The sequence below is a fragment of the Sphingomonas sp. genome, assembly GCF_036402235.1.
Classification (GTDB): Bacteria; Pseudomonadota; Alphaproteobacteria; order Sphingomonadales; family Sphingomonadaceae; genus Sphingomonas.
On sequence record NZ_DASWTG010000029.1, the window covers coordinates 18,500 to 37,615 of the forward strand.

General features: G+C 66.1%; 23 protein-coding genes. 10 read left to right on the plus strand and 13 right to left on the minus strand.

Annotated features, from left to right (window positions below; translation table 11 throughout):
* Positions 1 to 19 precede the first annotated feature (19 nt).
* From VGD28_RS05845 to VGD28_RS05870, 6 genes are all read left to right on the plus strand, one after another.
* Entirely contained in the window at positions 20 to 1,132 is a 1,113-nt protein-coding gene (locus tag VGD28_RS05845; RefSeq protein ID WP_331027391.1) for an S-(hydroxymethyl)glutathione dehydrogenase/class III alcohol dehydrogenase, read from the plus strand.
* 18 nt (positions 1,133 to 1,150) lie between these two features.
* The gene (locus VGD28_RS05850) at positions 1,151 to 1,549 is read left to right on the plus strand and encodes a VOC family protein (RefSeq protein ID WP_331027392.1); all 399 of its coding nucleotides are present in this window, start codon (positions 1,151 to 1,153) and stop codon (positions 1,547 to 1,549) included.
* Positions 1,546 to 2,409 (plus strand): formyltetrahydrofolate deformylase, encoded by an 864-nt coding sequence (gene purU, locus VGD28_RS05855; RefSeq protein WP_331027393.1) that lies wholly within the window; start codon positions 1,546 to 1,548, stop codon positions 2,407 to 2,409. The genes VGD28_RS05850 and purU overlap by 4 nt, the downstream gene beginning before the upstream one ends.
* Complete coding sequence (fghA, locus tag VGD28_RS05860) at positions 2,406 to 3,245, plus strand: S-formylglutathione hydrolase (protein ID WP_331027394.1); 840 nt, start codon at positions 2,406 to 2,408, stop codon at positions 3,243 to 3,245. The genes purU and fghA overlap by 4 nt, the downstream gene beginning before the upstream one ends.
* Positions 3,246 to 3,314: 69 nt before the next feature.
* Positions 3,315 to 4,706 (plus strand): M20/M25/M40 family metallo-hydrolase, encoded by a 1,392-nt coding sequence (locus VGD28_RS05865; protein WP_331027395.1) that lies wholly within the window; start codon positions 3,315 to 3,317, stop codon positions 4,704 to 4,706.
* A 9-nt stretch (positions 4,707 to 4,715) separates the two neighbouring features.
* Positions 4,716 to 6,344, plus strand: a complete 1,629-nt coding sequence (locus VGD28_RS05870) for an NAD(P)/FAD-dependent oxidoreductase (protein WP_331027396.1) — start codon at positions 4,716 to 4,718, stop codon at positions 6,342 to 6,344.
* Positions 6,345 to 6,541: 197 nt separating this feature from the next.
* On the opposite strand, the gene VGD28_RS05875 is transcribed toward VGD28_RS05870, so the two are convergent.
* The 10 genes from VGD28_RS05875 to VGD28_RS05920 all read right to left on the minus strand — a co-directional run bounded on the left by VGD28_RS05875 (position 6,542) and on the right by VGD28_RS05920 (position 13,031).
* Positions 6,542 to 6,886, minus strand: coding sequence for a LysR family transcriptional regulator (locus VGD28_RS05875; RefSeq protein WP_331027397.1), 345 nt, complete (start codon positions 6,884 to 6,886; stop codon positions 6,542 to 6,544).
* Between the two features lie 66 nt (positions 6,887 to 6,952).
* Positions 6,953 to 7,690 carry a BglII/BstYI family type II restriction endonuclease gene (locus VGD28_RS05880; RefSeq protein WP_331027398.1) on the minus strand — a complete coding sequence of 246 codons (738 nt, stop codon included), beginning with the start codon at positions 7,688 to 7,690 and terminating at the stop codon, positions 6,953 to 6,955.
* Positions 7,690 to 8,343 carry an MT-A70 family methyltransferase gene (locus VGD28_RS05885; protein ID WP_331027399.1) on the minus strand — a complete coding sequence of 218 codons (654 nt, stop codon included), beginning with the start codon at positions 8,341 to 8,343 and terminating at the stop codon, positions 7,690 to 7,692. The genes VGD28_RS05880 and VGD28_RS05885 overlap by 1 nt, the downstream gene beginning before the upstream one ends.
* 174 nt (positions 8,344 to 8,517) lie before the next feature.
* A complete protein-coding gene (locus VGD28_RS05890) occupies positions 8,518 to 9,570 on the minus strand; it encodes a ribonucleotide-diphosphate reductase subunit beta (protein WP_331027400.1) in 1,053 nt (350 codons plus the stop codon).
* A 4-nt stretch (positions 9,571 to 9,574) separates the two neighbouring features.
* Positions 9,575 to 9,874 carry a hypothetical protein gene (locus VGD28_RS05895; protein ID WP_331027401.1) on the minus strand — a complete coding sequence of 100 codons (300 nt, stop codon included), beginning with the start codon at positions 9,872 to 9,874 and terminating at the stop codon, positions 9,575 to 9,577.
* Entirely contained in the window at positions 9,871 to 10,062 is a 192-nt protein-coding gene (locus VGD28_RS05900; protein WP_331027402.1) for a hypothetical protein, read from the minus strand. Before VGD28_RS05900 ends, VGD28_RS05895 begins: the two co-directional genes overlap by 4 nt.
* Entirely contained in the window at positions 10,059 to 10,262 is a 204-nt protein-coding gene (locus VGD28_RS05905; protein WP_331027403.1) for a hypothetical protein, read from the minus strand. The genes VGD28_RS05900 and VGD28_RS05905 overlap by 4 nt, the downstream gene beginning before the upstream one ends.
* On the minus strand, positions 10,259 to 10,567 hold the full coding sequence (locus VGD28_RS05910; RefSeq protein WP_331027404.1) for a hypothetical protein: 309 nt from the start codon (positions 10,565 to 10,567) through the stop codon (positions 10,259 to 10,261). Before VGD28_RS05910 ends, VGD28_RS05905 begins: the two co-directional genes overlap by 4 nt.
* A gap of 79 nt (positions 10,568 to 10,646) precedes the next feature.
* Positions 10,647 to 11,027, minus strand: coding sequence for an endonuclease domain-containing protein (locus VGD28_RS05915; RefSeq protein ID WP_331027405.1), 381 nt, complete (start codon positions 11,025 to 11,027; stop codon positions 10,647 to 10,649).
* A 57-nt stretch (positions 11,028 to 11,084) separates the two neighbouring features.
* Entirely contained in the window at positions 11,085 to 13,031 is a 1,947-nt protein-coding gene (locus VGD28_RS05920) for a ribonucleoside-diphosphate reductase subunit alpha (protein ID WP_331027406.1), read from the minus strand.
* Positions 13,032 to 13,601: 570 nt separating this feature from the next.
* Between VGD28_RS05920 and VGD28_RS05925 the strand changes: the two genes are divergently transcribed.
* Both VGD28_RS05925 and VGD28_RS05930 read left to right on the plus strand, forming a co-directional pair.
* Positions 13,602 to 13,865 carry a hypothetical protein gene (locus tag VGD28_RS05925; protein WP_331027407.1) on the plus strand — a complete coding sequence of 88 codons (264 nt, stop codon included), beginning with the start codon at positions 13,602 to 13,604 and terminating at the stop codon, positions 13,863 to 13,865.
* Positions 13,866 to 14,104: 239 nt separating this feature from the next.
* The gene (locus VGD28_RS05930) at positions 14,105 to 14,431 is read left to right on the plus strand and encodes a hypothetical protein (protein WP_331027408.1); all 327 of its coding nucleotides are present in this window, start codon (positions 14,105 to 14,107) and stop codon (positions 14,429 to 14,431) included.
* 117 nt (positions 14,432 to 14,548) lie between these two features.
* Here the strand turns inward: VGD28_RS05930 and VGD28_RS05935 are convergent, their stop codons facing one another.
* Positions 14,549 to 15,226: a thermonuclease family protein gene (locus tag VGD28_RS05935; protein ID WP_331027409.1), complete on the minus strand. Its 678-nt coding sequence runs from the start codon at positions 15,224 to 15,226 to the stop codon at positions 14,549 to 14,551.
* A gap of 144 nt (positions 15,227 to 15,370) precedes the next feature.
* Between VGD28_RS05935 and VGD28_RS05940 the strand changes: the two genes are divergently transcribed.
* The gene (locus VGD28_RS05940) at positions 15,371 to 15,565 is read left to right on the plus strand and encodes a hypothetical protein (RefSeq protein ID WP_331027410.1); all 195 of its coding nucleotides are present in this window, start codon (positions 15,371 to 15,373) and stop codon (positions 15,563 to 15,565) included.
* Positions 15,566 to 16,411, plus strand: coding sequence for a hypothetical protein (locus tag VGD28_RS05945; protein ID WP_331027411.1), 846 nt, complete (start codon positions 15,566 to 15,568; stop codon positions 16,409 to 16,411). It begins immediately after the preceding gene.
* Here the strand turns inward: VGD28_RS05945 and VGD28_RS05950 are convergent.
* Positions 16,345 to 16,965, minus strand: coding sequence for a DJ-1/PfpI family protein (locus VGD28_RS05950; protein WP_331027412.1), 621 nt, complete (start codon positions 16,963 to 16,965; stop codon positions 16,345 to 16,347). The genes VGD28_RS05945 and VGD28_RS05950 overlap by 67 nt on opposite strands.
* Positions 16,966 to 16,970: 5 nt before the next feature.
* Positions 16,971 to 19,037, minus strand: a complete 2,067-nt coding sequence (locus VGD28_RS05955; RefSeq protein ID WP_331027413.1) for a S9 family peptidase — start codon at positions 19,035 to 19,037, stop codon at positions 16,971 to 16,973.
* Between the last annotated feature and the right edge of the window lie 79 nt (positions 19,038 to 19,116).

Here is a 19,116-nt window from a genome sequence, read left to right on the forward strand (position 1 = left end):
AGCAAGGAGGCCCATTTCCATGAAGACCCGCGCCGCCGTCGCCTTCGAGGCGAAGAAGCCGCTCGAGATCGTCGAGCTCGACCTGGAAGGTCCGAAGCCCGGCGAGGTGCTGGTCGAGATCATGGCGACGGGCATCTGCCACACCGACGCCTATACGCTCGACGGGTTCGACAGCGAGGGGATCTTCCCGAGCGTGCTGGGGCATGAGGGCGCGGGCGTGGTGCGTGAGGTCGGCGCCGGCGTCACCAGCGTGAAGCCGGGCGACCATGTCATCCCGCTCTACACCCCCGAATGCCGCCAGTGTAAGTCGTGCCTGTCGGGCAAGACCAACCTCTGCACCGCGATCCGCGCCACCCAGGGCAAGGGGCTGATGCCCGACGGCACCACGCGCTTCAGCTACAAGGGGCAGCCGATCTTCCATTATATGGGCTGCTCGACCTTCTCGAACTTCACCGTGCTGCCCGAGATCGCGGTCGCGAAGATCCGCGAGGACGCGCCGTTCCAGACCAGCTGCTATATCGGCTGCGGCGTCACCACCGGGGTCGGCGCGGTGGTCAACACCGCCAAGGTGCAGGTCGGCGAGAAGGTCGTGGTGTTCGGCCTGGGCGGCATCGGCCTCAACGTCATCCAGGGCGCGAAGATGGTGGGCGCGGACGTGATCGTCGGCGTCGACATCAACCCCGCCCGCGAGGAATGGGGCCGCAGGTTCGGCATGACCCATTTCATCAACGGCAAGGGCAAGCGCCGCGACGAGGTGATCGCCGAGGTGCTGGCGCTGACCGATGGCGGCGCCGACTACAGCTTCGACGCGACCGGCAATACCGAGGTGATGCGCACGGCGCTCGAATGCTGCCACCGCGGCTGGGGCGAGAGCATCATCATCGGCGTTGCAGAAGCGGGCAAGGAGATCGCGACCCGCCCCTTCCAGCTCGTCACCGGCCGGGTGTGGAAGGGCACCGCGTTCGGCGGCGCCAAGGGGCGGACCGACGTGCCCAAGATCGTCGACTGGTATATGAACGGCAAGATCGCGATCGACCCGATGATCACCCATGTGCTGAGCCTGGAGGAGATCAACAAGGGATTCGACCTGATGCATGCAGGGGAGAGCATCCGCAGCGTCGTCGTCTACTGAGCAGAAGGGAGAGGAGCCATGTTCAACCACATCATGCTGGGGTCGAACGATATCGACCGGTCGAAGGCGTTCTATGACGCGGTGCTCGGCACGCTGGGCTTCGGCGGCGAGGCGTTCCGCGACGTTTCGCCGAGCGGACATACGCGGCTGTTCTACCGGCATGACGGCGGCACGCTGTGCCTGTCCGAGCCGATCGACGACCAACCGGCGACCTGCGCCAATGGCGGAACGATCGGGTTCAAGTGCAGCTCGCCCGAGCAGGTGAAGGCGTTCCACGACGTCGCGGTGGCGAATGGCGGCACCTCGATCGAGGATCCGCCCGGCCTTCGTACCGGCAGCCCGCTGGGGCCGATGCATCTGAGCTATGTCCGCGATCCCGACGGCAACAAGCTCTGCGCCATCCACCGCCCGGCATGAGCGAGACCGGCTGGATCCTCACCCTCACTTGCGCCGATCGGGTGGGGATCGTCGCGGGGGTGAGCGGGTTCCTGGCGCGGCATGACGGCTTCATCCTCGACAGCCAGCAATATGCCGACCTCGAGACGGGGCGCTTCTTCATGCGCGTCGTCTTCACGTCGGGCGGGCCAGGGTTCCCGGCGGGCCGCGAGGCGCTGGTCGCGGCTTTCGCACCGGTCGCGACCGAGTTCGAGCTCGACTGGGGACTGTCGGCGGCGGACGAGAAGCCCAAGCTGGTGGTCGCGGTGTCGAAGGGCTCGCACTGCCTCAACGACCTGCTCCACCGCCAGCAATCGGGGACGCTGTCGGCGCAGATCGTCGCGGTGGTCTCCAACCACGACAAATTGCGCGGCCTCACCGAATGGCATGGGGTGCCCTATCACCACCTCCCCGTCGAGGACGGCGACAATGCTGCGCAGGAGCGGCGGATCGAGGCGGTGATGGCGGCGGCGGGCGCCCCCTATCTGATCCTCGCCCGTTACATGCAGGTGCTGACCCCCGAGTTCGCGGACCGGCTGGCGGGACGGTGCGTCAATATCCACCACAGCTTCCTGCCGGGCTTCAAGGGCGCCCGCCCCTATCATCGCGCGCATGACCGCGGCGTGAAACTGATCGGGGCCACCGCGCATTTCGTCACCAGCGACCTCGACGAGGGGCCGATCATCGAGCAGGCGGTGGAGCGGGTCGATCACCGGGATTCGGTCGACGACCTGATCCGCATCGGCCGCGACATCGAGGCGCAGGTGCTGGCCCGCGCCGTCGATGCGCTGGGCGAGCGCCGCCTGTTCCTCAACGGCAACCGGACTTTGGTGTTCAGATGACCCTCGAAACGCTCTCGACCAACAAGGCCCATGGCGGGATCCAGGGCGTATACCGTCACGCGAGCGCCACCACCGGCACGCCGATGACCTTCTCGGCATTCGTCCCCGACCATGAAGAGGGCACGAAGCTGCCGGTGCTCTGGTATCTCTCGGGCCTCACCTGCACGCACGCCAACGTCACCGAGAAGGGCGAGTATCGGCAGGCCTGCGCCGAGCATGGCGTGATCTTCATCGCGCCCGACACCTCGCCGCGAGGGGACGGCGTGCCCGACGACGAGGCCTACGACTTCGGCAAGGGCGCGGGCTTCTATGTCGATGCGACGCAGGAGCCGTGGGCGGCGAATTACCGCATGCGTTCGTACATCGAGGACGAGTTGCCTGCGTTGATCCTGCGCGAATTCGCCTGCGCCGATCTGTCGCGCCAAGGGATCACCGGCCATTCGATGGGCGGGCACGGGGCGTTGACCATCGGTCTGCGCAACCCCGACCGCTTCCGCTCGGTCTCCGCCTTCGCCCCGATCTGCGCGCCGCTCCACTGCCCCTGGGGCGAGAAGGCGCTGACCGGCTATCTGGGCGGCAATCGCGAGGACTGGCGCGCTTACGATGCCTGCGCGATGATCGAGGATGGGCTGACGGTTCCCGAATTGATGGTCGATCAGGGCGACGCCGACCAGTTCCTCACCGATCAGTTGAAGCCCGATCTGCTGGAGAAGGCGTGCAAGGATGCGGGGATCGACCTGACGCTGCGCATGCAGCCGGGATACGACCACAGCTATTATTTCATCTCGACCTTCCTTCCCGAGCATGTCGCCTGGCACGCCGCACGGCTGAAATGACACGCCGTCCGCATTGCTGATCCGCCTTCGCGCCACTAGCGTGCGCGCAAACAGCGAAGGGGTTGGCGTATGCGGACAATGGTTGCGGTGTTGGCGATGATGGCAGCGGCGACGGGCACGGCCCACGCCCAGAAGGCGGCGCCCGAAGCCGATGCGCAAGCGCTCGAGCTGCTCAAGCGGGCGATCGCCTATCGCACCGTCGACGGGCCCGGCAACCAGACGCCGGAATATGCGAGCTACTTGCGCGACGCGCTGGTCGCGGGTGGCTTCGCGGCGGAGGACGTGACCGTCGAGCGCGTGGCCGGCACCGCGATGCTCGTCGCGCGCTATCGCGGGACGGACAAGTCCGGCACCGTCAAGCCGATCGGGATCATCGGCCATATGGACGTGGTCGCCGCCGACCCCAAGGACTGGGAGCGCGACCCGTTCACTCCGGTGATCGAGAATGGCTATATCTTCGGCCGCGGATCGACCGACAACAAGTTCAGCGTATCGGCGATGGTCGCGGCGCTGATCCAGCTCAAGAAGGACGGGTTCAAGCCCAAGCGCGACATCGTCTTCATGGCGTCGGGCGACGAGGAAACCGACATGAAGACCACCGCCGCGCTGGCGGAGAAGTACACCGGCCTCGAGCTGCTGCTCAACATCGATGCCGGCGGCGGGCGCTACTCGCCCGAGGGCAAGGCCGAATATTACGGGCTGCAGGCGGCGGAGAAGACCTATGCCGACTTCACCCTGACGGTCACCGATCCCGGCGGCCATTCGAGCGCGCCGCGGCCGGTGAACGCGATCGTCACGCTGGCCCGGGCGCTGGAGCGGATCGGTGCTTACAAATTCCCGGCCGAGCAGAACGAGATCACCAAGGCCTCCCTCGCCGTCGCGGCGGAGACAGCCAAGCCCGAGGACGCCGCGGCGATCCGCGCCTTCCTCGCCAATCCGCAGGACGAGGCCGCGCTCAAGGTGCTGCGCGCCAATTACGGGCTGGTCGGGCAGATCGGCACCACCTGCGTGCCAACCATGGTCAATGCCGGGCATGCCCAGAACGCCCTGCCCCAGCGCGCCACCGCCAACGTCAACTGCCGCATCTTCCCCGGCAACTCGATCGAGAGCATCCAGGCGAAGCTCAAGGAGGTCGCCGCGGAGCCGAGCCTGACGATCGTCAAGGACGACAGCGGCGGCAAGCCCGGCCCCGCCTCCCCGCTGCGGCCCGATGTGATGAAGGCGGTGACCGGCGGCATCCATGCGCGCTTCCCCTCCGTCAAGGTCATCCCGAGCATGTCCGCCGGGGCGACCGATTCGATGCATTTCCGCGGGCGCGGGGTGCCGAGCTACGGCATCGCGCCGATCTTCATGAAGCAGTCCGACCAGTTCGCCCACGGCCTCAACGAGCGCACGCCGCTGAGCGAGCTGGGGCCGGCGGTCACCTATTTCCGGCGGGTGGTGGCCGAGCTGTCCAAGTGACCGCTTGAGATGACCGCCCGCTACGACGCGCTGATCATCGGCGGGGGCCATAACGGCTTGGTCTGCGCCTTCTACCTCGCCCGGGCGGGGCTGAAGGTGCGGGTGCTGGAGCGGCGCAGCGTGGTGGGCGGCGCGGCGGTGACCGAGGAATTCCATCCCGGCTTCCGCAATTCGGCGGCGAGCTACACGGTCAGCCTCCTCCAGCCCAGGGTGATCGCCGACATGAAGCTGCCCGAGCGCGGGTATCGCGTGATCGAGCGGCCGGTCAGCAACTTCTTTCCGCTCGATAACGGGCACCTGATGCTGGGCGGCGGCGCGGCGCGGACGCAGGGCGAGTTCGCGCGCTTCTCGATGAAGGATGCCGCGGCGCTGCCCGAATATTGGGATGCGCTGGAGCGGGTCGCGGAACTGCTGCGGTCGATGGCGCTCAAGACCCCGCCCAATGCCGGCGGCGGGATCGCGGCGCTGCTCGCGGCGGCGGCGCAGGGGCGCGAGCTGGCGAAGATGCCGATCGAGGGACAGCGCGACGCGCTCGCCCTGTTCGTGCAGTCGGCGCACGAATTCCTCGACCAGTGGTTCGAGAACGAGCACGTCAAGGCCTCGTTCGCGTTCGACGCTGTGGTCGGCAATTTCGCGGGGCCGAGTGCGCCGGGATCGGCATATGTGCTGCTGCACCATGTGTTCGGCGAGGTGAACGGCAAGAAGGGCGCCTGGGGCCACCCGGTCGGCGGAATGGGCGCGATCACGGGGTATATGGCCGATGCGGCGCGCGAGGCCGGGGTCGAGATCAGCCTGGAGGCACCGGTCGAGCGCGTGCTGGTCGATGGCGGCCGCGTGGCGGGCGTGGGGCTGGCGAGCGGCGAGGAGATCGCGGCGGGGGTGGTCGCGGCCAATGTCGGGCCGGCGCTGCTGTACCGGCAGATGGTCGATCCGAGCGACCTGGGCGACGACTTCCGGCGACGCATCGCGGGGTTCAAGACCGGCTCCGGCAGCTTCCGGATGAATGTCGCGCTGAGCGAGCTGCCCGACTTCATTGTGCTGCCGGGCAAGGACGGCGAGCACCACCGCAGCGGGATCATCATCGCGCCGACCATGGGCTATATGGACCGCGCGCACGAGGACGCCGTGCGATACGGCTGGTCGAACGCGCCGGTGGTGGAGATGACCATCCCCTCGACCGTCGACGACAGCCTGGCCCCGCCGGGCGCGCATGTCGCGAGCCTGTTCTGCCAGCATTTCGCACCCACCCTGCCCAATGGCCGCAGCTGGGACGACGAGCGCGAGGCGGCGGCGGACGACATTGTCGACACGGTGACGCAATATGCGCCCAATTTCCGGGATTCGATCCTCGCGCGGCAGATCCATTCGCCATTGGACCTCGAGCGCAAGTTCGGGCTGGTCGGGGGCGACATCTTCCACGGGCGGATGTCGCTGGACCAGCTATGGGCGGCGCGGCCGGTGCTGGGGCATGGCGACTATCGCGGACCGATCGCGGGGCTCTACATGTGCGGCGCGGGGACGCATCCGGGCGGGGGCGTGACCGGGGCGCCGGGGCACAATGCGGCGCGGGAGATCCTGAAGGACCGCAGCGTGTTCGGCAGGCTGTTGCGGCGTCAGGCGAGGTTCGGGGCGTCATGACGACGCAGGCCCTCCGACAAAGTTGACGTAAAAGCGGGTGTTTGCGGCCGACACGCCGGGTTTGCGACCGGAAGTGGCTGACATTGCGACGGGCGCGCGACGATGGCGCGACACCGACGCGACAGGTGCACGACGATGGCGGGATACCAGCGCGACAGCCTGGCGACGGGTTTCGACCCCAAGGCGACCGGCCGGCGTCATGCGCGCGTCGGCGGCGCGACGGGCGGGCAACTGGCGGGACCGGCGACGGCAGGGCGCGGGGCGAGCAGATCGGGCGCGAACGGATCGGCGAGGCGCGCGGCGTGAAGCCGGAGCGCGCGATCCCAGGCATAGTCGAAGGGCGTACCGGGGAGGCGGTTGCGCAGCGCATGCGCGCTCGACCGCGACATGCCCGCGGCGCGCGCCGCCCGTGCGATGCTCCCGGTTTCGACCAGCGCGGCGAGGAAGATGCGCTGACGCGCCGGGGTCCAGTGGTTGCGCGATGCTGGTGGCAGGAGGGATATGTCGTCGGTGGGGCCTGGGGTTGGTTGGTCCTGCTTCATGGGCCGACTCCTTTGGTTCTTGGAGTTGGCGTATTTAACCTATTTGGCTCTTGTAGGAAAATTCCTCTAGCTGTTCATGTCGATGATCGAGGGTGGAAGCCCGATAAGGACAAGCGGGCAAGGGTTGCCCACACCTCGCGCCACGCGATCCATTAGTTTTGACCAATGCGTGGTCGCTTGGCCGAATTTGTCGGATGTGAACTTGCGAGCCCAAGCTTTTACGAATGAGACCTGCCGAGCAATGTCGGCCTCGATCTGTTTTCGCTGAGGTCCAGTCGGCGAGCCGGCTCCAAACTCGATCAGCCCGTCGAAGTCCACGATCCCGCGACCGCTCGCGAATTGCTCAATCCGCTCCCGCATGGTTGCCTGCATTTCGGAACCGCGAGTGATGATACCACCGATGCTGATCGCCCCCTCGGCATGAAGGCGTTTGAAGTTTTCTAGGTCGCGGTCGAAGAATGGATCCTTGTTGTTCCATTCGATTTCGAATGCCACGATCCCCTTATCCGCGCGCCGGACATGATCGATTTCGTGGCTAATAGATTCCTTTGCGACACCATCGACCGTCTTGGTCATTTCGAAATTGTGCTTGGTCCAGTGAAGCGCAGCCAGGCCGCGCCGAAGGCGTTGCGTCATCTTCGCTTCACCGCCACCACCGCCGATGATTTCGGTGATTGGAAGTGAGATGTTGAGCAATGCGCCTTCCATCTCGTCAATGAGCTCAGGAAAGTCGTGCAGCAGGATGGCTTCGGCGTGATTGGTGAAAAGCACCTCGAAGCCATGATCACGAAGTCGGTCGAACATTACTCTGCTGCTACCGGCATCGCGCTGTTGTAGCCATAGGTATCCCAAGTCGGCTTATAGCTTTCGTCGGCCTGATTTCCCCAAACCGTCCAGCCTTTCCGTGCCCCACGGCTAAACATTTCAAGGCGAGGCCCCCAACTGCAATCCTCAATGATCTTATACTGCTCGTCCGGCTTGCGGCTATGTTCGCGTTTGCGCGACTGGATCATATTAACCTGACTGCGCCCAGGATCGAGCGTGCGGGCGTTCTTCCCCTTTACCCCGAAAAGCAGCAGTTCGGTGACGTTACGGAAATAGAAACCCACTCCGCGTCCATCTGAACCCCCGTCTTTACGCACCTTGTGCCAGACGATGTTGGAGATGTAACGGAAGCCCCATTCTTCCATGACGCGAAGGCCTTCAGGCAGCAGCGCGTTGGGCACCCAAAGATAGAGATGGGATGGATCAGCCGCGATGTCGTCCACCGGTAGCGCGCAGATTTCGTCCAGCGTCATTGTGCCGTAGCGGTTAAGCCGCTTGTGCTCAGGCGCAACCTTGCCGGTGCGGTTCTGAAACTGCCACGGCGGATCGGCGAGGATCGTTCCGAACTTCTTCCCACGAGCCGTGGCGAGAAGATCGACATGGGCAGAGACGTGACCGAGAGGATCCAACATCGGCGCGCTTCCCATCTATATACTCTGGAACAAAATGAGATCTTACAGAACTCGAGAATCAGGTCAAGCACGGGCAAAGCCCGTGCCTGCGTCGGTCGGCGCTCGTAGCGCCGCCGGCCGGGCGTGCCGCCGAGGAGCGGGGATTAGCTGGCGCTAATCCCCTGCGCGGCCCGCTCACTCCGCCGCCACCGTCCCATCGAACAGCCCGCCCTCTCCAGCGCCATCCTCGTTCGCCGCAGGCCCGGCCTTCGCCTTTTGGCGCTTGTCGAACGAATCCCACACCTCGTTCCAGTTCCCCTTGGTCGCGCCCTTCGAATATTCGGTCGCGCGCGTCTCGAAGAAGTTGGCGTGCTCGACGCCGTTGAGCAGCGGGGTGAGCCAGGGGAGCGGGTGTTCGTCGATCATGTAGATCGGCTTGAGGCCGAGCTGGTTGAGGCGCCAGTCGGCGATGAAGCGGATATACTTCTTGATCTCCTTGGGCGTCATGCCGGGGACCGGGCCCTGCTCGAACGCGAGGTCGATGAACGCATCCTCGAGCCGCACGGTCGTCTGGCAGACGTCCATGATGTCGTCCTTCACCGCCTTGGTCAGGCAGTCGCGCTCCTTGACGAAGGCATGAAAGAGCCGGGTGATGCCTTCGCAGTGCAGGCTCTCGTCGCGGACCGACCAGGAGACGATCTGGCCCATGCCCTTCATCTTGTTGAAGCGCGGGAAGTTCATCAGCATCGCGAACGAGGCGAAGAGCTGAAGCCCCTCGGTGAAGCCGCCGAACATGGCGAGCGTCTTGGCGATGTCCTCGTCGGTGTCGACGCCGAACTTCTGCAGATAGTCGTGCTTGTCCTTCATCTCGGCATATTCGAGGAACATGCCGTACTCGCTCTCGGGCATCCCGATCGTGTCGAGCAGGTGGCTGTAGGCGGCGATGTGCACCGTCTCCATGTTGGAGAAGGCGGCGAGCATCATCTTGATCTCGGTCGGCTTGAACACGCGGCCGTATTTCTCGTGGTAGCAATCCTGCACCTCGACATCGGCTTGGGTGAAGAAGCGGAAGATCTGAGTGAGCAGGTTGCGCTCGTGATCGGTGAGCTTCTGCGCCCAGTCGCGGCAATCCTCGCCCAGCGGCACCTCTTCGGGCAGCCAGTGGATCTGCTGCTGGCGCTTCCAGAACTCAAACGCCCAGGGATATTCGAAGGGCTTGTAGGTCTTGCGGGCTTCGAGAAGAGGCATTGGATTACTCCGAGGCGAATTTCAGGATGAGGATGAGGGCACCGAACGTGATGAAGGTCGGCGGGCCGGTCCAACCGGCATCTCCCTCGTGATCGAAAAGCGGGCGGCGGATGCGCTGAACCGTCAGGAACAGGCCGTAAGCAATCATGCCTAGCGCAATAACGGAGGTGACCCATGCGGGCATCGCGGGCCCCAGGAACCGAAGCAGCTCGTAAACGGCGATCGCGAGCGCAACCGTGACGGCGTAGCCGGCCAGCGGCCGCCACCCGTTCCGAAGGCCAGCTGGAAATTGCGCCCGGTTCATGCCGCGCTCGCCAGGCTGAACACCAGCGCGAAGCCGGTGAGGAAGAGACAGAGCGCGACCAGCATCATGCCGGCGATGCGCGCGGCATAGGCGCCCTCGGGCGTGGCGGCGCGGCGGCGCAGCAGGGCGAGGCCCGCGACGCCGCTGACGATGCCGATTCCGGCCTGAAGGGCGAGCGCGCGGGTCATGCCGTCTGCGCCCAGACGATCAGGCCGAGGCCGATCATCATGTCGATCGCGCCGATCGCAAGCCACAGGGCGCGCGGCGCGGGCTTGCCGCCCTTTGCCGCGGCCTGATGGCTGAGCATCGGGCCGATGACCAGCGCAAGCGCGATGCCGAAGACGGCGAAGGCGGCACCGGCGATGGTCAGGGCGAGCGAGGCGTTCATGACGGATCGCGGACCTTCACCACACGCTCGCGCACCACGACCTTCTTGCCGCGCCACGAGCCGACGCCGAACACGACGATGCCGAGGAAGAAGCCGAAATCATACCAGCCGCCATTGTTGGGCACGGCATAGACCGCGACCTCGGGCAGGAAGAGCGACAGCACCCAGGCGACCGGGAAGATGAAGCCGTGCCACAGGCCGAGCAGGAAGCCGGGAGCGCCCGGCTCGACCGCGGTGGCGACCTGTTGCGCGCAAGCGGCGAGCAGGGTGAGCGCCGCGAGGGGGAGAAGGCGGAGGTGAGTCATGGGCGATGCTCCTTCATTCCCTCTCCCTTTGGGAGAGGGAGGGAGCCGCGAAGCGGCGGAAGGGTGAGGGCAGCAATGTTCATGCGACACCGCCTTTGCCATCCGCCAAAGTCGCTGCGACGCTCGACAATACACCATCGAGGTTGTGCATCACATCATCGTTCGTGAAGCGGATCACCCGGAAACCTTCGGCGGCAATGATTGCCGTTCGCGAAGCGTCGCGCGCCTCGCAATCGGCGTGCGTGTCGCCATCGACCTCGATCACCAGCGCTTCCGCGAAGCACAGGATATCCGCATAGAAAGGGCCGACAGGCGCCTGGTGCCGCCACTTGTACGCCGGGAGCGCTTCGCGAAATGCGCGTAGCAGGCGGCGTTCAGGCTTCGGCGCGTCGCGCCTGAGTTGCCGGGCGCGGGGGACGGTGCCAATCGGTTGATTTGCGTAGAGACGCACTGCCCTCACCCTTCCGCCGCCTTCGGCGGCTCCCTCCCTCTCCCAGAGGGAGAGGGATTTGCTACCTCACTGACACGCGAGGCACTCATCGTAATCGGTGCTCTCGCCGAGGTTGAACTCAGGCTTCTCGATCGTGTTGTCGGCCTCGACCCCGCCCGCGAAGCCGGCGCGCTGCACCGATTTCGAGCGGAGATAGTAGAGCGACTTGATGCCGAGCTCCCAGGCGCGGAAGTGGAGCATCAGCAGATCCCACTTCTCGACGTCCGCCGGGATGAACAGGTTCAGCGACTGCGCCTGATCGATGTACGGCGCGCGGTCGCCGGCGAGCTCGAGCAGCCAGCGCTGGTCGATCTCGAAGCTGGTCTTGTAGCAGTCCTTCTCCTCTTGCGTGAGGAAGTCGAGATGCTGGACCGAGCCGCCGCGCTCGAGGATCGAGTTCCAGACATTGTCCGAATTCTTCGACTTCTCGATGAAGATCTTCTCGAGATAGGGGTTCTTGACCGAGAAGCTGCCCGACAGCGTCTTGTGGGTGTAGATGTTGGCCGGGATCGGCTCGATGCAGGCGCTGGTGCCGCCGCAGATGATGCTGATCGACGCGGTCGGCGCGATCGCCATCTTGCAGCTGAAGCGCTCCATCACGCCCATGTCGGCGGCGTCGGGGCACGGCCCGCGCTCGATCGCGAGCTGCATCGAGGCTTCGTCGACCTGCGCCTTGATGTGCTTGAAGATGCGCAGATTGTGCGTCTTGGCCATCGCGCCCTCGAACGGGAGCCCGCGCGCCTGGAGGAAGCTGTGGAAGCCCATCACGCCGAGGCCGACCGAGCGCTCGCGCGCGGCGGAATAGGCGGCCTTCTCCATGCCCGGCTCGGCACGGTCGATATAGTCCTGAAGGACGTTGTCGAGGAAGCGCATCACGTCCTCGATAAAGCCCTTCTCGCCCTTCCACTCGTCCCACGTCTCGAGGTTGAGCGAGCTAAGGCAGCACACCGCCGTGCGCTCGTTGCCGAGATGGTCCTTGCCGGTGGGCAGGGTGATCTCCGAGCAGAGGTTCGAGGTCGAGACCTTGAGGCCCAGATCGCGATGATGCTTGGGCATGTTCTTGTTCACGTGATCGGCGAACACGATGTACGGCTCGCCGGTCGCGAGGCGGGTCTCGACCAGCTTCTGGAACAGCGCGCGCGCATCGACCGTGCCGCGCTCCGACCCATCCTTGGGGCTGCGCAGCGTCCATTCGGCACCGTCGCGCACCGCCTCCATGAAGGCGTCGGGGATCAGCACGCCGTGGTGGAGGTTCAGCGCCTTGCGGTTGAAGTCGCCCGAGGGCTTGCGGATCTCGAGGAACTCCTCGATCTCCGGGTGCGAGATGTCGAGATAGCAGGCGGCCGAGCCGCGGCGCAGGCTGCCCTGGCTGATCGCGAGGGTCAGCGAATCCATCACGCGGACGAAGGGGATGATGCCGCTGGTCTTGCCGTTGAGGCCGACCGGCTCGCCGATGCCGCGGACATTGCCCCAATAGGTGCCGATGCCGCCGCCGCGCGAGGCGAGCCAGACATTCTCGTTCCAGGTATCGACGATGCCGTTGAGGCTGTCGGGCACCGAGTTGAGGAAGCACGAGATCGGCAGGCCGCGGCCGGTGCCGCCGTTGGACAGCACGGGCGTCGCGGGCATGAACCACAGCTTCGAGATATAGTCGTAGATGCGCTGGGCGTGCGCGGCGTCGTCGGCATAGGCCGAGGCGACGCGGACGAACAGGTCCTGGAAATTCTCGCCGGGCAGCAAATAGCGGTCCTTGAGCGTTTCCTTGCCGAATTCGGTGAGCAGCGCGTCGCGCGAATGATCGACCTCGACCGGGAAGATGCGCGGCGCCACCGTCTTGGTGTCGAGCTTCTTCTTCGCCTTGGGAGCGGCTTTCTCGGCTGCCTTTTCGGGCGCCGCCCTGGTCTCTGCGATCACTTCTGCGGTATCGGTCACGGTCTCACTCACGCTTGCTTCCTGCTGTTCCCTGAAGTCCATCGCTGCTCGTCCCCAAACCGTCCAGATCACGACTCGGGAGCATCCGGCGATGTTACCACCGCGCGTGCGCGGGCGTGAGAACAAAAACAGTCCATCCGCCCTGCCCGGCACGCGGCGGGCCATACCGCGAATATGGGTTCGCGGGTGGCGTTCCACCAGTGCTTGGGCTTGTCCCCCTGTGTGACCACTAGAGATTGTGGCAGATCGGCGTCGGAGGCAAGACCGTAAATGAACGTTTGAAGACTCGTTTCGTCGCTGATTTGAGTCGGTTCACCGGCGCATAGCCACGCCTTGCCGCACGCGACGCGCGGACCTTCCTCGCCTTTTCAGAATGCAAGAGAACGAACGCGGAACTCACAAATTTTTCATGCACCGATTCATCCACAGGAATCTGACACAAGATGTAGCGGCCGGTCAGTCAGCTTCGTGAAAGCAAGCGCGGGTCAGGATGCCCGGGCCCGGCATTGCGGGCGGGAGGGCCGGATCCATGCGAATCACATTGCTCGCCATGTCCGCCATGCTGAGCGCGCTGCCCGCCGCAGCGCAGATCCGCGACCCGTCGCGGGCGGGGTGCGCTGGCCCGCCCCCTCCCCCGCGCTGCCCGGCGTCGCGCGCGAGCTGGGCCAGGCCGATCGCGACATCCGCGCGGGGCGCGAGAGCGGCCAGCTGTCGCGGCGCGAGGCGCGGGCGCTGCGCCGCGAAAGCCGCCAGATCGGCGTGCTTGAGGCACGTTACCGCCGGGGCGGGCTCTCCGCGTCCGAGCGCGCCGAGCTGGAATCGCGGATCGCGGCTTTGCGCAGCGTGACCGGCGCCAGGCGGAGCGGCCATCGCTGAGCTCCGCCCGATCGTGATCCGCGGCGACCAAATCCGGCGCGAATGTGGCGGCGCGCTGAACGCCCGGTGAAGCGATGCCCTCACCGCCTCATTTCGCCCGGTTCGTTCCGTCCCTTCCCCGCCACGCCTCGCCTTGGCGTGGCCAGAGGGAGCCGGCGCGGCGGGCATTTGCGGCGGCAACCGGTCGTCGCCGGCAGCCGTTCCTTTCCCCGGTTCATGGCAACATGAGGAGACGAACGATGCGAACCCTGACGCTGACCGCCGCGGCGCTCGCCGTGCTGACCGTTCCGGCGCTGGCGCGTGACCGCGTCAAACCGGTCTTTGACGACAGCAACCACCATTATCTCGACTACAAGACGTCGATCAGCGAGGCGAAGCGCGAGCTGCGCAAGGACCTGGCCGATGCCGACGACGAGGCCGACCGCGTCGATGCCTATGCCGAATATGAGGCGGAGCTCGCCGACGCCGAGAAGGATTTCCGCAAGGAGATGGCCGAGAAGGGCATCCGCATCCCCGCCGGCCGCGTGACCGTGGAGACCGAGGTGTCGATGCTGTCGCCGCGCTGATGCGGCACTGAACGGCTGAGCAAGCTAAGCGATCCGGGCCTTCGGGCCCGGGAGGGCGGGAGCAGCATCCGCGCGGACAGCGTTTCGCGGGTGCGGTTTCCGCCCTTTTCCGTGCCGTCAGCCGCACCAGCCTTCGCGATATCCGCCGGCATAGCGGCGGGCGAGCCCTTCGGAGACCAGCGTATCGCCGACGCCCTGGCCGTCGACCGACACCAGACGCAGCTTGCGGCCATAGCGATCGGCGTCGCGCCCCGCCGATGCGAGCGAGACCGCGCCCGCGTTGAGCAGGGCGTGGAGCCGCCGCGTGGCGGCCGCACCCAGCTCGGCCTCGCGCGGGCAGCGCGCGGGGTGGGTCTCGGGCGTGTCGATATCGGCGATGCGGATCTTCGTCCCGTTCATCCAGAAGGTATCGCCATCGACCACGCAATTGCTGCCGCCCCCACTGTGGCACAGGGTGAAGCGGGCGCGAAGCGGCGGCGCGGGCGGCGCATCGACGCGGGACAGGGGGGCCGCTTCCTGGGGCTCGAGCAACGCGGCCGAGCGGCGCGATTCGGCCCAGGGGTCGCGCGCCGGCGCCTCCAGCGCCGCGCCATGCTTGACGGCGGGCGCGCGCGACAGCATCGGCCATGCGGCCCAGCCCAGCCCGCCGAACATGCCCGCAAGCGTCATGGTGACGAGCGAGGCGCGGCCGGGAAGCCACGCGGGGCGGCGTGCAAGGAGGCGCGGCTTCGGACGCGCGCGATGCCAGGTCCGCGAGGGACGGCCGCGCTGATGCAGCTCGAACGGATATTTCACACCGGCGATCCTAACCGTCGGCCCTCACCAAATCCTTTCGGGACGGCGCGGTTTCGGGGGCGTTTGCCGCCATTCCGGAGCGGGCGCGATTGATCCGTTTCGGATCGGACAATCCCCAAAGCGGCGCGATCCCCCGCTACAGCCATGCGGGTGAGCGAAGCGGGACGGATCCTCTATGTATGCGAAGGTTGCGGCACGCCGGGCGTGACGCGCGAGGCATGGGCGGCGTGGGATGCGGAAGCGCAGGCCTGGGTGCTGGCCGAGATGTTCGACTACGCTTTCTGCCACCGCTGCCACCGAAGGACCCAGCTGGAAGAGCGGAAGGCGGAGGGGGAATAGGTGGCCAGTTGGTTGTTCGCGGGCATTTCGGGAACCGCGATTGCGCTGCAAGGACCGATAGCAATGCTGGAAAAGCCGCGGCGGCTGAATGACGACCTCGCCGCGGCCAAGGCCGATCTGGAGTTCGCGGCGGAATGCGCGGCCACCTACATGAACCGCCGGATGGAAGCGAAGCGCCAGATGGTCGAGGGCCGGCACGCCTATGCAGAAGGACGGGCCACAGAGATCTGGGGCAAGATCGAAATCGGCATGGGTGAGGAAGAATATCCGAACGACCCGCCATCCTGCGCGCGCGAGAAGGTACAGGCTGCATTGCAGCGCGCCGAGATCACGCTGGAGCGGGTCGAGCGGTCGATTGCCGAAGCCACCAGCCCTCTGGCGCAAGGCGCCTGGATCGGTGCTTTCCGGCTGTGCCGGGATACGGTATCGAAGGCAGAGATCGGCAAGTCCGACTGGAACGGCGAACCCGAATTGCGGATCGTCTTGACCGGACCAGGCGGCAACGCGCTAGCCAGCCTGTTCGCGCGCGCGGTGACGGAGAATCTGGCCGTTCGCGTCGATGGCGGCGTGGTCTCCGAGCCCTTTGTCGCCGAGCCGCTTCAGGGCGATAGCTTCCATATCAGGCGCGCGACCCGCAAGCGCTGGAACGTATCCGCGCGCTGGTCGCGGAGCGCTGCTGAGGGTCTGTCAGGCTCTCTCCTACGCCACCCTGGCGCGTGCCGGGGTGGCCCTTTTTTGGCGATGAGTTCGTGCGACGGCTTCAGAAGCCGGGCCGGCACTCAGGCCGCCCGCATCGCGGCCGTCCCCGCGAACGGCCGCACCACCTCCAGTGCGCGGGTCACATAGGCCGCCTTCTCGCCGACCGGGGCGACATAGTGGATCGCCTCCTCGGCATCCGCCAGCGAGCCGAGGCGGGCGATCGTCCAGGCGGCGAGATAGTGCGAGGACAGGCAGCCGCCCGCGGTCGCGACATTGCCATGGGCGACGAAGGGCGCGTCGATGACGTTGACCCCCGCCTCGATCACCCAGGGCTTGGTGGTGAGATCGGTGCAGGCGGGGAGATCGCCGATCAGGCCGAGCCGGGCGAGCAGCAAGGTGCCTGAGCATTGCGCGCCGATCAGCTGGCGCGCGGGGTCGAGGCGGACGCATGCGAGAAGATCGGCCTCGGCGGCGTGGTCTCGCGTTCGGATGCCGCTGCCGATGAGGACGGCGTCGGCCTCGGCGATGAAGTCGAGCGGGCGCTGGCGACGGACGGTGACGCCGTTCATCGACGTCACCTCTTCCGCCGGGGATGTGATGTAGGCCGCCCAGCCCTTGCCCCGCATCCGGTTGAGGATCGCGGCGGCGATGAAGGAATCGAGCTCGTTATAGCCTTCGAGCGTGAGGACGGCGATCTGCATCACTGCTACTCCGGTTGCGCGACGCCGAGCTGCCACAGGACGAACGCATTCTCCTCTGCGGTCTCTTGCAGGCTTTCCCAGCGGCCCGACTTGCCGCCATGGCCGGCGCCCATATTGGTCTTGAGCAGCAGGATGTTGTCGTCGGTCTTGGTCGCGCGCAGCCGGGCCGCCCATTTGGCCGGCTCCCAATAGGTGACGCGCGGATCGTTGAGGCCGCCCGAGATGAACATCGGCGGATAGGCCTGGGGCTTGACGTTGTCATAGGGCGAATAGCCGCGGATCAGCTCGAACGCCTCCTTGTCGGTGATCGGGTTGCCCCATTCGGGCCATTCGCCCGGCGTCAGCGGAAGCGTGTCGTCGAGCATCGTGTTGAGCACGTCGACGAAGGGCACGTCGGCGACCACCGCACCCCAGAGATCGGGGTCGGAGTTCACCACCGCGCCCATCAGCTCGCCGCCGGCCGAGCCGCCCGCGATGGCGATGCCGCCCTTATGGGTGAAGCCGCGCTCGATCAGCCCCTTCGCGACATCGACGAAATCGTTGAAGGTGTTGGTGCGCTTGGCGAGCTTGCCGTCGAGATACCATTGCTGCCCGAGATCATCGCCGCCGCGGATATGCGCGATGGCAAAGGCGACGCCGCGGTCGAGGAACGACATGCGCGAGGTCGAGAAACCCGGCGGGATCGCGATGCCATAGGCGCCGTATGCGTAGAGATAGAGCTTGCCCGTACCGTCGCGCGGGAAGTCCCGCGGATAGACGATCGAGCAGGGCACCTCGGTGCCGTCGCGTGCGACGATCTTGAGGCGCTCGGTGGCGTATTTGCCGGCGTCATAGCCCGAGGGGATGATCTGGACCTTCCGCGTCTCCAGTTCGCCGGTCGCGACGTGATAATCATAGACGGTGCCGGGCGTGACCATCGATTCATAGCCGATGCGCAGCACGCCGACCGCATATTCGGGATTGTCGCCGAGCGAGGCGACATAGCTCGCCTCAGGGAAGGGGATGCGCTTGGCGGGACCGCCCGCATATTGGTGCAGCTCGATCTGGTCGAGCCCGTCCTCACGCCCCTCGACGACGAAGAAGTCCGCGAAGGGGGTCACGCCGGTCATATAAAAATGCGGCGAGGGCGCAATCCGCTCGACCCACTCGCCCGGCGCGTCGATGCTGGCGGTGCACAGGCGGAAATTGGTGTGGGTGTCGTTGGTGTGGATGAACAGCGTGCCATCATGCTCCTCGACGTCGTACTCGCGCCCTTCCTTGCGCGGGGCGACGAGGATCGGCGTGGCGAGCGGGTCGTTGGCGGGGAGCAGGCGCACCTCGCTTGTCACATGATCGCCGGTCGAGATGACGATCCACTTGCGCGACTGGGTCTCGCCCACGCCGACGCGATAGCCCTCATCCTCCTCGTGATAGAGCTCGACATCCTCGGCGGGGTCGCTGCCGAGGCGGTGGTAGCGGGCATTGTCGGTGCGCCACTGCTCGTTGGCGAGGCCGTAGAGGAAGCCTGCATCGTCCGACGTCCACACGATGTCGGAGAGCATGCCGGGGATCTCGTCGGGCAGATGCTCGCCGGTCTCGAGATCCTTGACCCTGAGCAGGAAGCGCTCCGAGCCGTTGTCGTCATAAGCATAAGCGAGCCAGCGGCCATTGTTGGAGACCGAGAAGCCGCCGAGCCGGAAATATTCCTTGCCCTTGGCGAGCGCGGGTTCGTCGAGGATCAGCTGGTCGTCACCGCCGGAAACGGGCTTGCGCCACCAGCGGCGATACTCGCCGCCCTGCTCGAAATCGCTCCAGTAGAGCCAGTCGCCATCCTTTTGCGGAACGGTGGCGTCGTCCTCCTTGATGCGGCCGCGCATCTCCGCGAACAGCGTGTCGGCGAGCGGCTTCAGCGGCTTCATCACCGCCTCGTAATAGGCGTTCTCTTGCCGGAGATACGCCAGCACCTCCTCGCTGGTGACGTTGGGATAGCCCGGATCGCGCAGCCAGCTCCACGGATCCTCGATGGTCACGCCGTGGCGCTCGAAGCTGTGGGGTCGGGTGGCGGCGACGGGGGGCTTGGGAAGATCGGTCATGGCGTTTCCCTAGCCGCTCGCCTTCCTCCAAGTCGAGGCGGCATTACCCTCCGCGGGCACTTGCCGCGAACGTAAGGCC

Coding starts and splice junctions, on each gene's coding strand:
- VGD28_RS05850 (WP_331027392.1), top strand. CDS start 1,151: ATGTTCAACCACATCATGCTGGGGTCGAACGATATCGACCGGTCGAAG.
- VGD28_RS05950 (WP_331027412.1), bottom strand. CDS start 16,965: ATGCAGATCGCCGTCCTCACGCTCGAAGGCTATAACGAGCTCGATTCC.
- VGD28_RS05870 (WP_331027396.1), top strand. CDS start 4,716: ATGACCGCCCGCTACGACGCGCTGATCATCGGCGGGGGCCATAACGGC.
- VGD28_RS05920 (WP_331027406.1), bottom strand. CDS start 13,031: ATGGACTTCAGGGAACAGCAGGAAGCAAGCGTGAGTGAGACCGTGACC.
- VGD28_RS05880 (WP_331027398.1), bottom strand. CDS start 7,690: ATGTTCGACCGACTTCGTGATCATGGCTTCGAGGTGCTTTTCACCAAT.
- VGD28_RS05865 (WP_331027395.1), top strand. CDS start 3,315: ATGCGGACAATGGTTGCGGTGTTGGCGATGATGGCAGCGGCGACGGGC.
- VGD28_RS05900 (WP_331027402.1), bottom strand. CDS start 10,062: ATGACCCGCGCGCTCGCCCTTCAGGCCGGAATCGGCATCGTCAGCGGC.
- VGD28_RS05940 (WP_331027410.1), top strand. CDS start 15,371: ATGCGGGTGAGCGAAGCGGGACGGATCCTCTATGTATGCGAAGGTTGC.
- VGD28_RS05895 (WP_331027401.1), bottom strand. CDS start 9,874: ATGAACCGGGCGCAATTTCCAGCTGGCCTTCGGAACGGGTGGCGGCCG.
- VGD28_RS05845 (WP_331027391.1), top strand. CDS start 20: ATGAAGACCCGCGCCGCCGTCGCCTTCGAGGCGAAGAAGCCGCTCGAG.
- VGD28_RS05905 (WP_331027403.1), bottom strand. CDS start 10,262: ATGAACGCCTCGCTCGCCCTGACCATCGCCGGTGCCGCCTTCGCCGTC.
- purU (WP_331027393.1), top strand. CDS start 1,546: ATGAGCGAGACCGGCTGGATCCTCACCCTCACTTGCGCCGATCGGGTG.
- VGD28_RS05890 (WP_331027400.1), bottom strand. CDS start 9,570: ATGCCTCTTCTCGAAGCCCGCAAGACCTACAAGCCCTTCGAATATCCC.
- VGD28_RS05910 (WP_331027404.1), bottom strand. CDS start 10,567: ATGACTCACCTCCGCCTTCTCCCCCTCGCGGCGCTCACCCTGCTCGCC.
- VGD28_RS05875 (WP_331027397.1), bottom strand. CDS start 6,886: ATGAAGCAGGACCAACCAACCCCAGGCCCCACCGACGACATATCCCTC.
- fghA (WP_331027394.1), top strand. CDS start 2,406: ATGACCCTCGAAACGCTCTCGACCAACAAGGCCCATGGCGGGATCCAG.
- VGD28_RS05885 (WP_331027399.1), bottom strand. CDS start 8,343: ATGTTGGATCCTCTCGGTCACGTCTCTGCCCATGTCGATCTTCTCGCC.
- VGD28_RS05955 (WP_331027413.1), bottom strand. CDS start 19,037: ATGACCGATCTTCCCAAGCCCCCCGTCGCCGCCACCCGACCCCACAGC.
- VGD28_RS05930 (WP_331027408.1), top strand. CDS start 14,105: ATGCGAACCCTGACGCTGACCGCCGCGGCGCTCGCCGTGCTGACCGTT.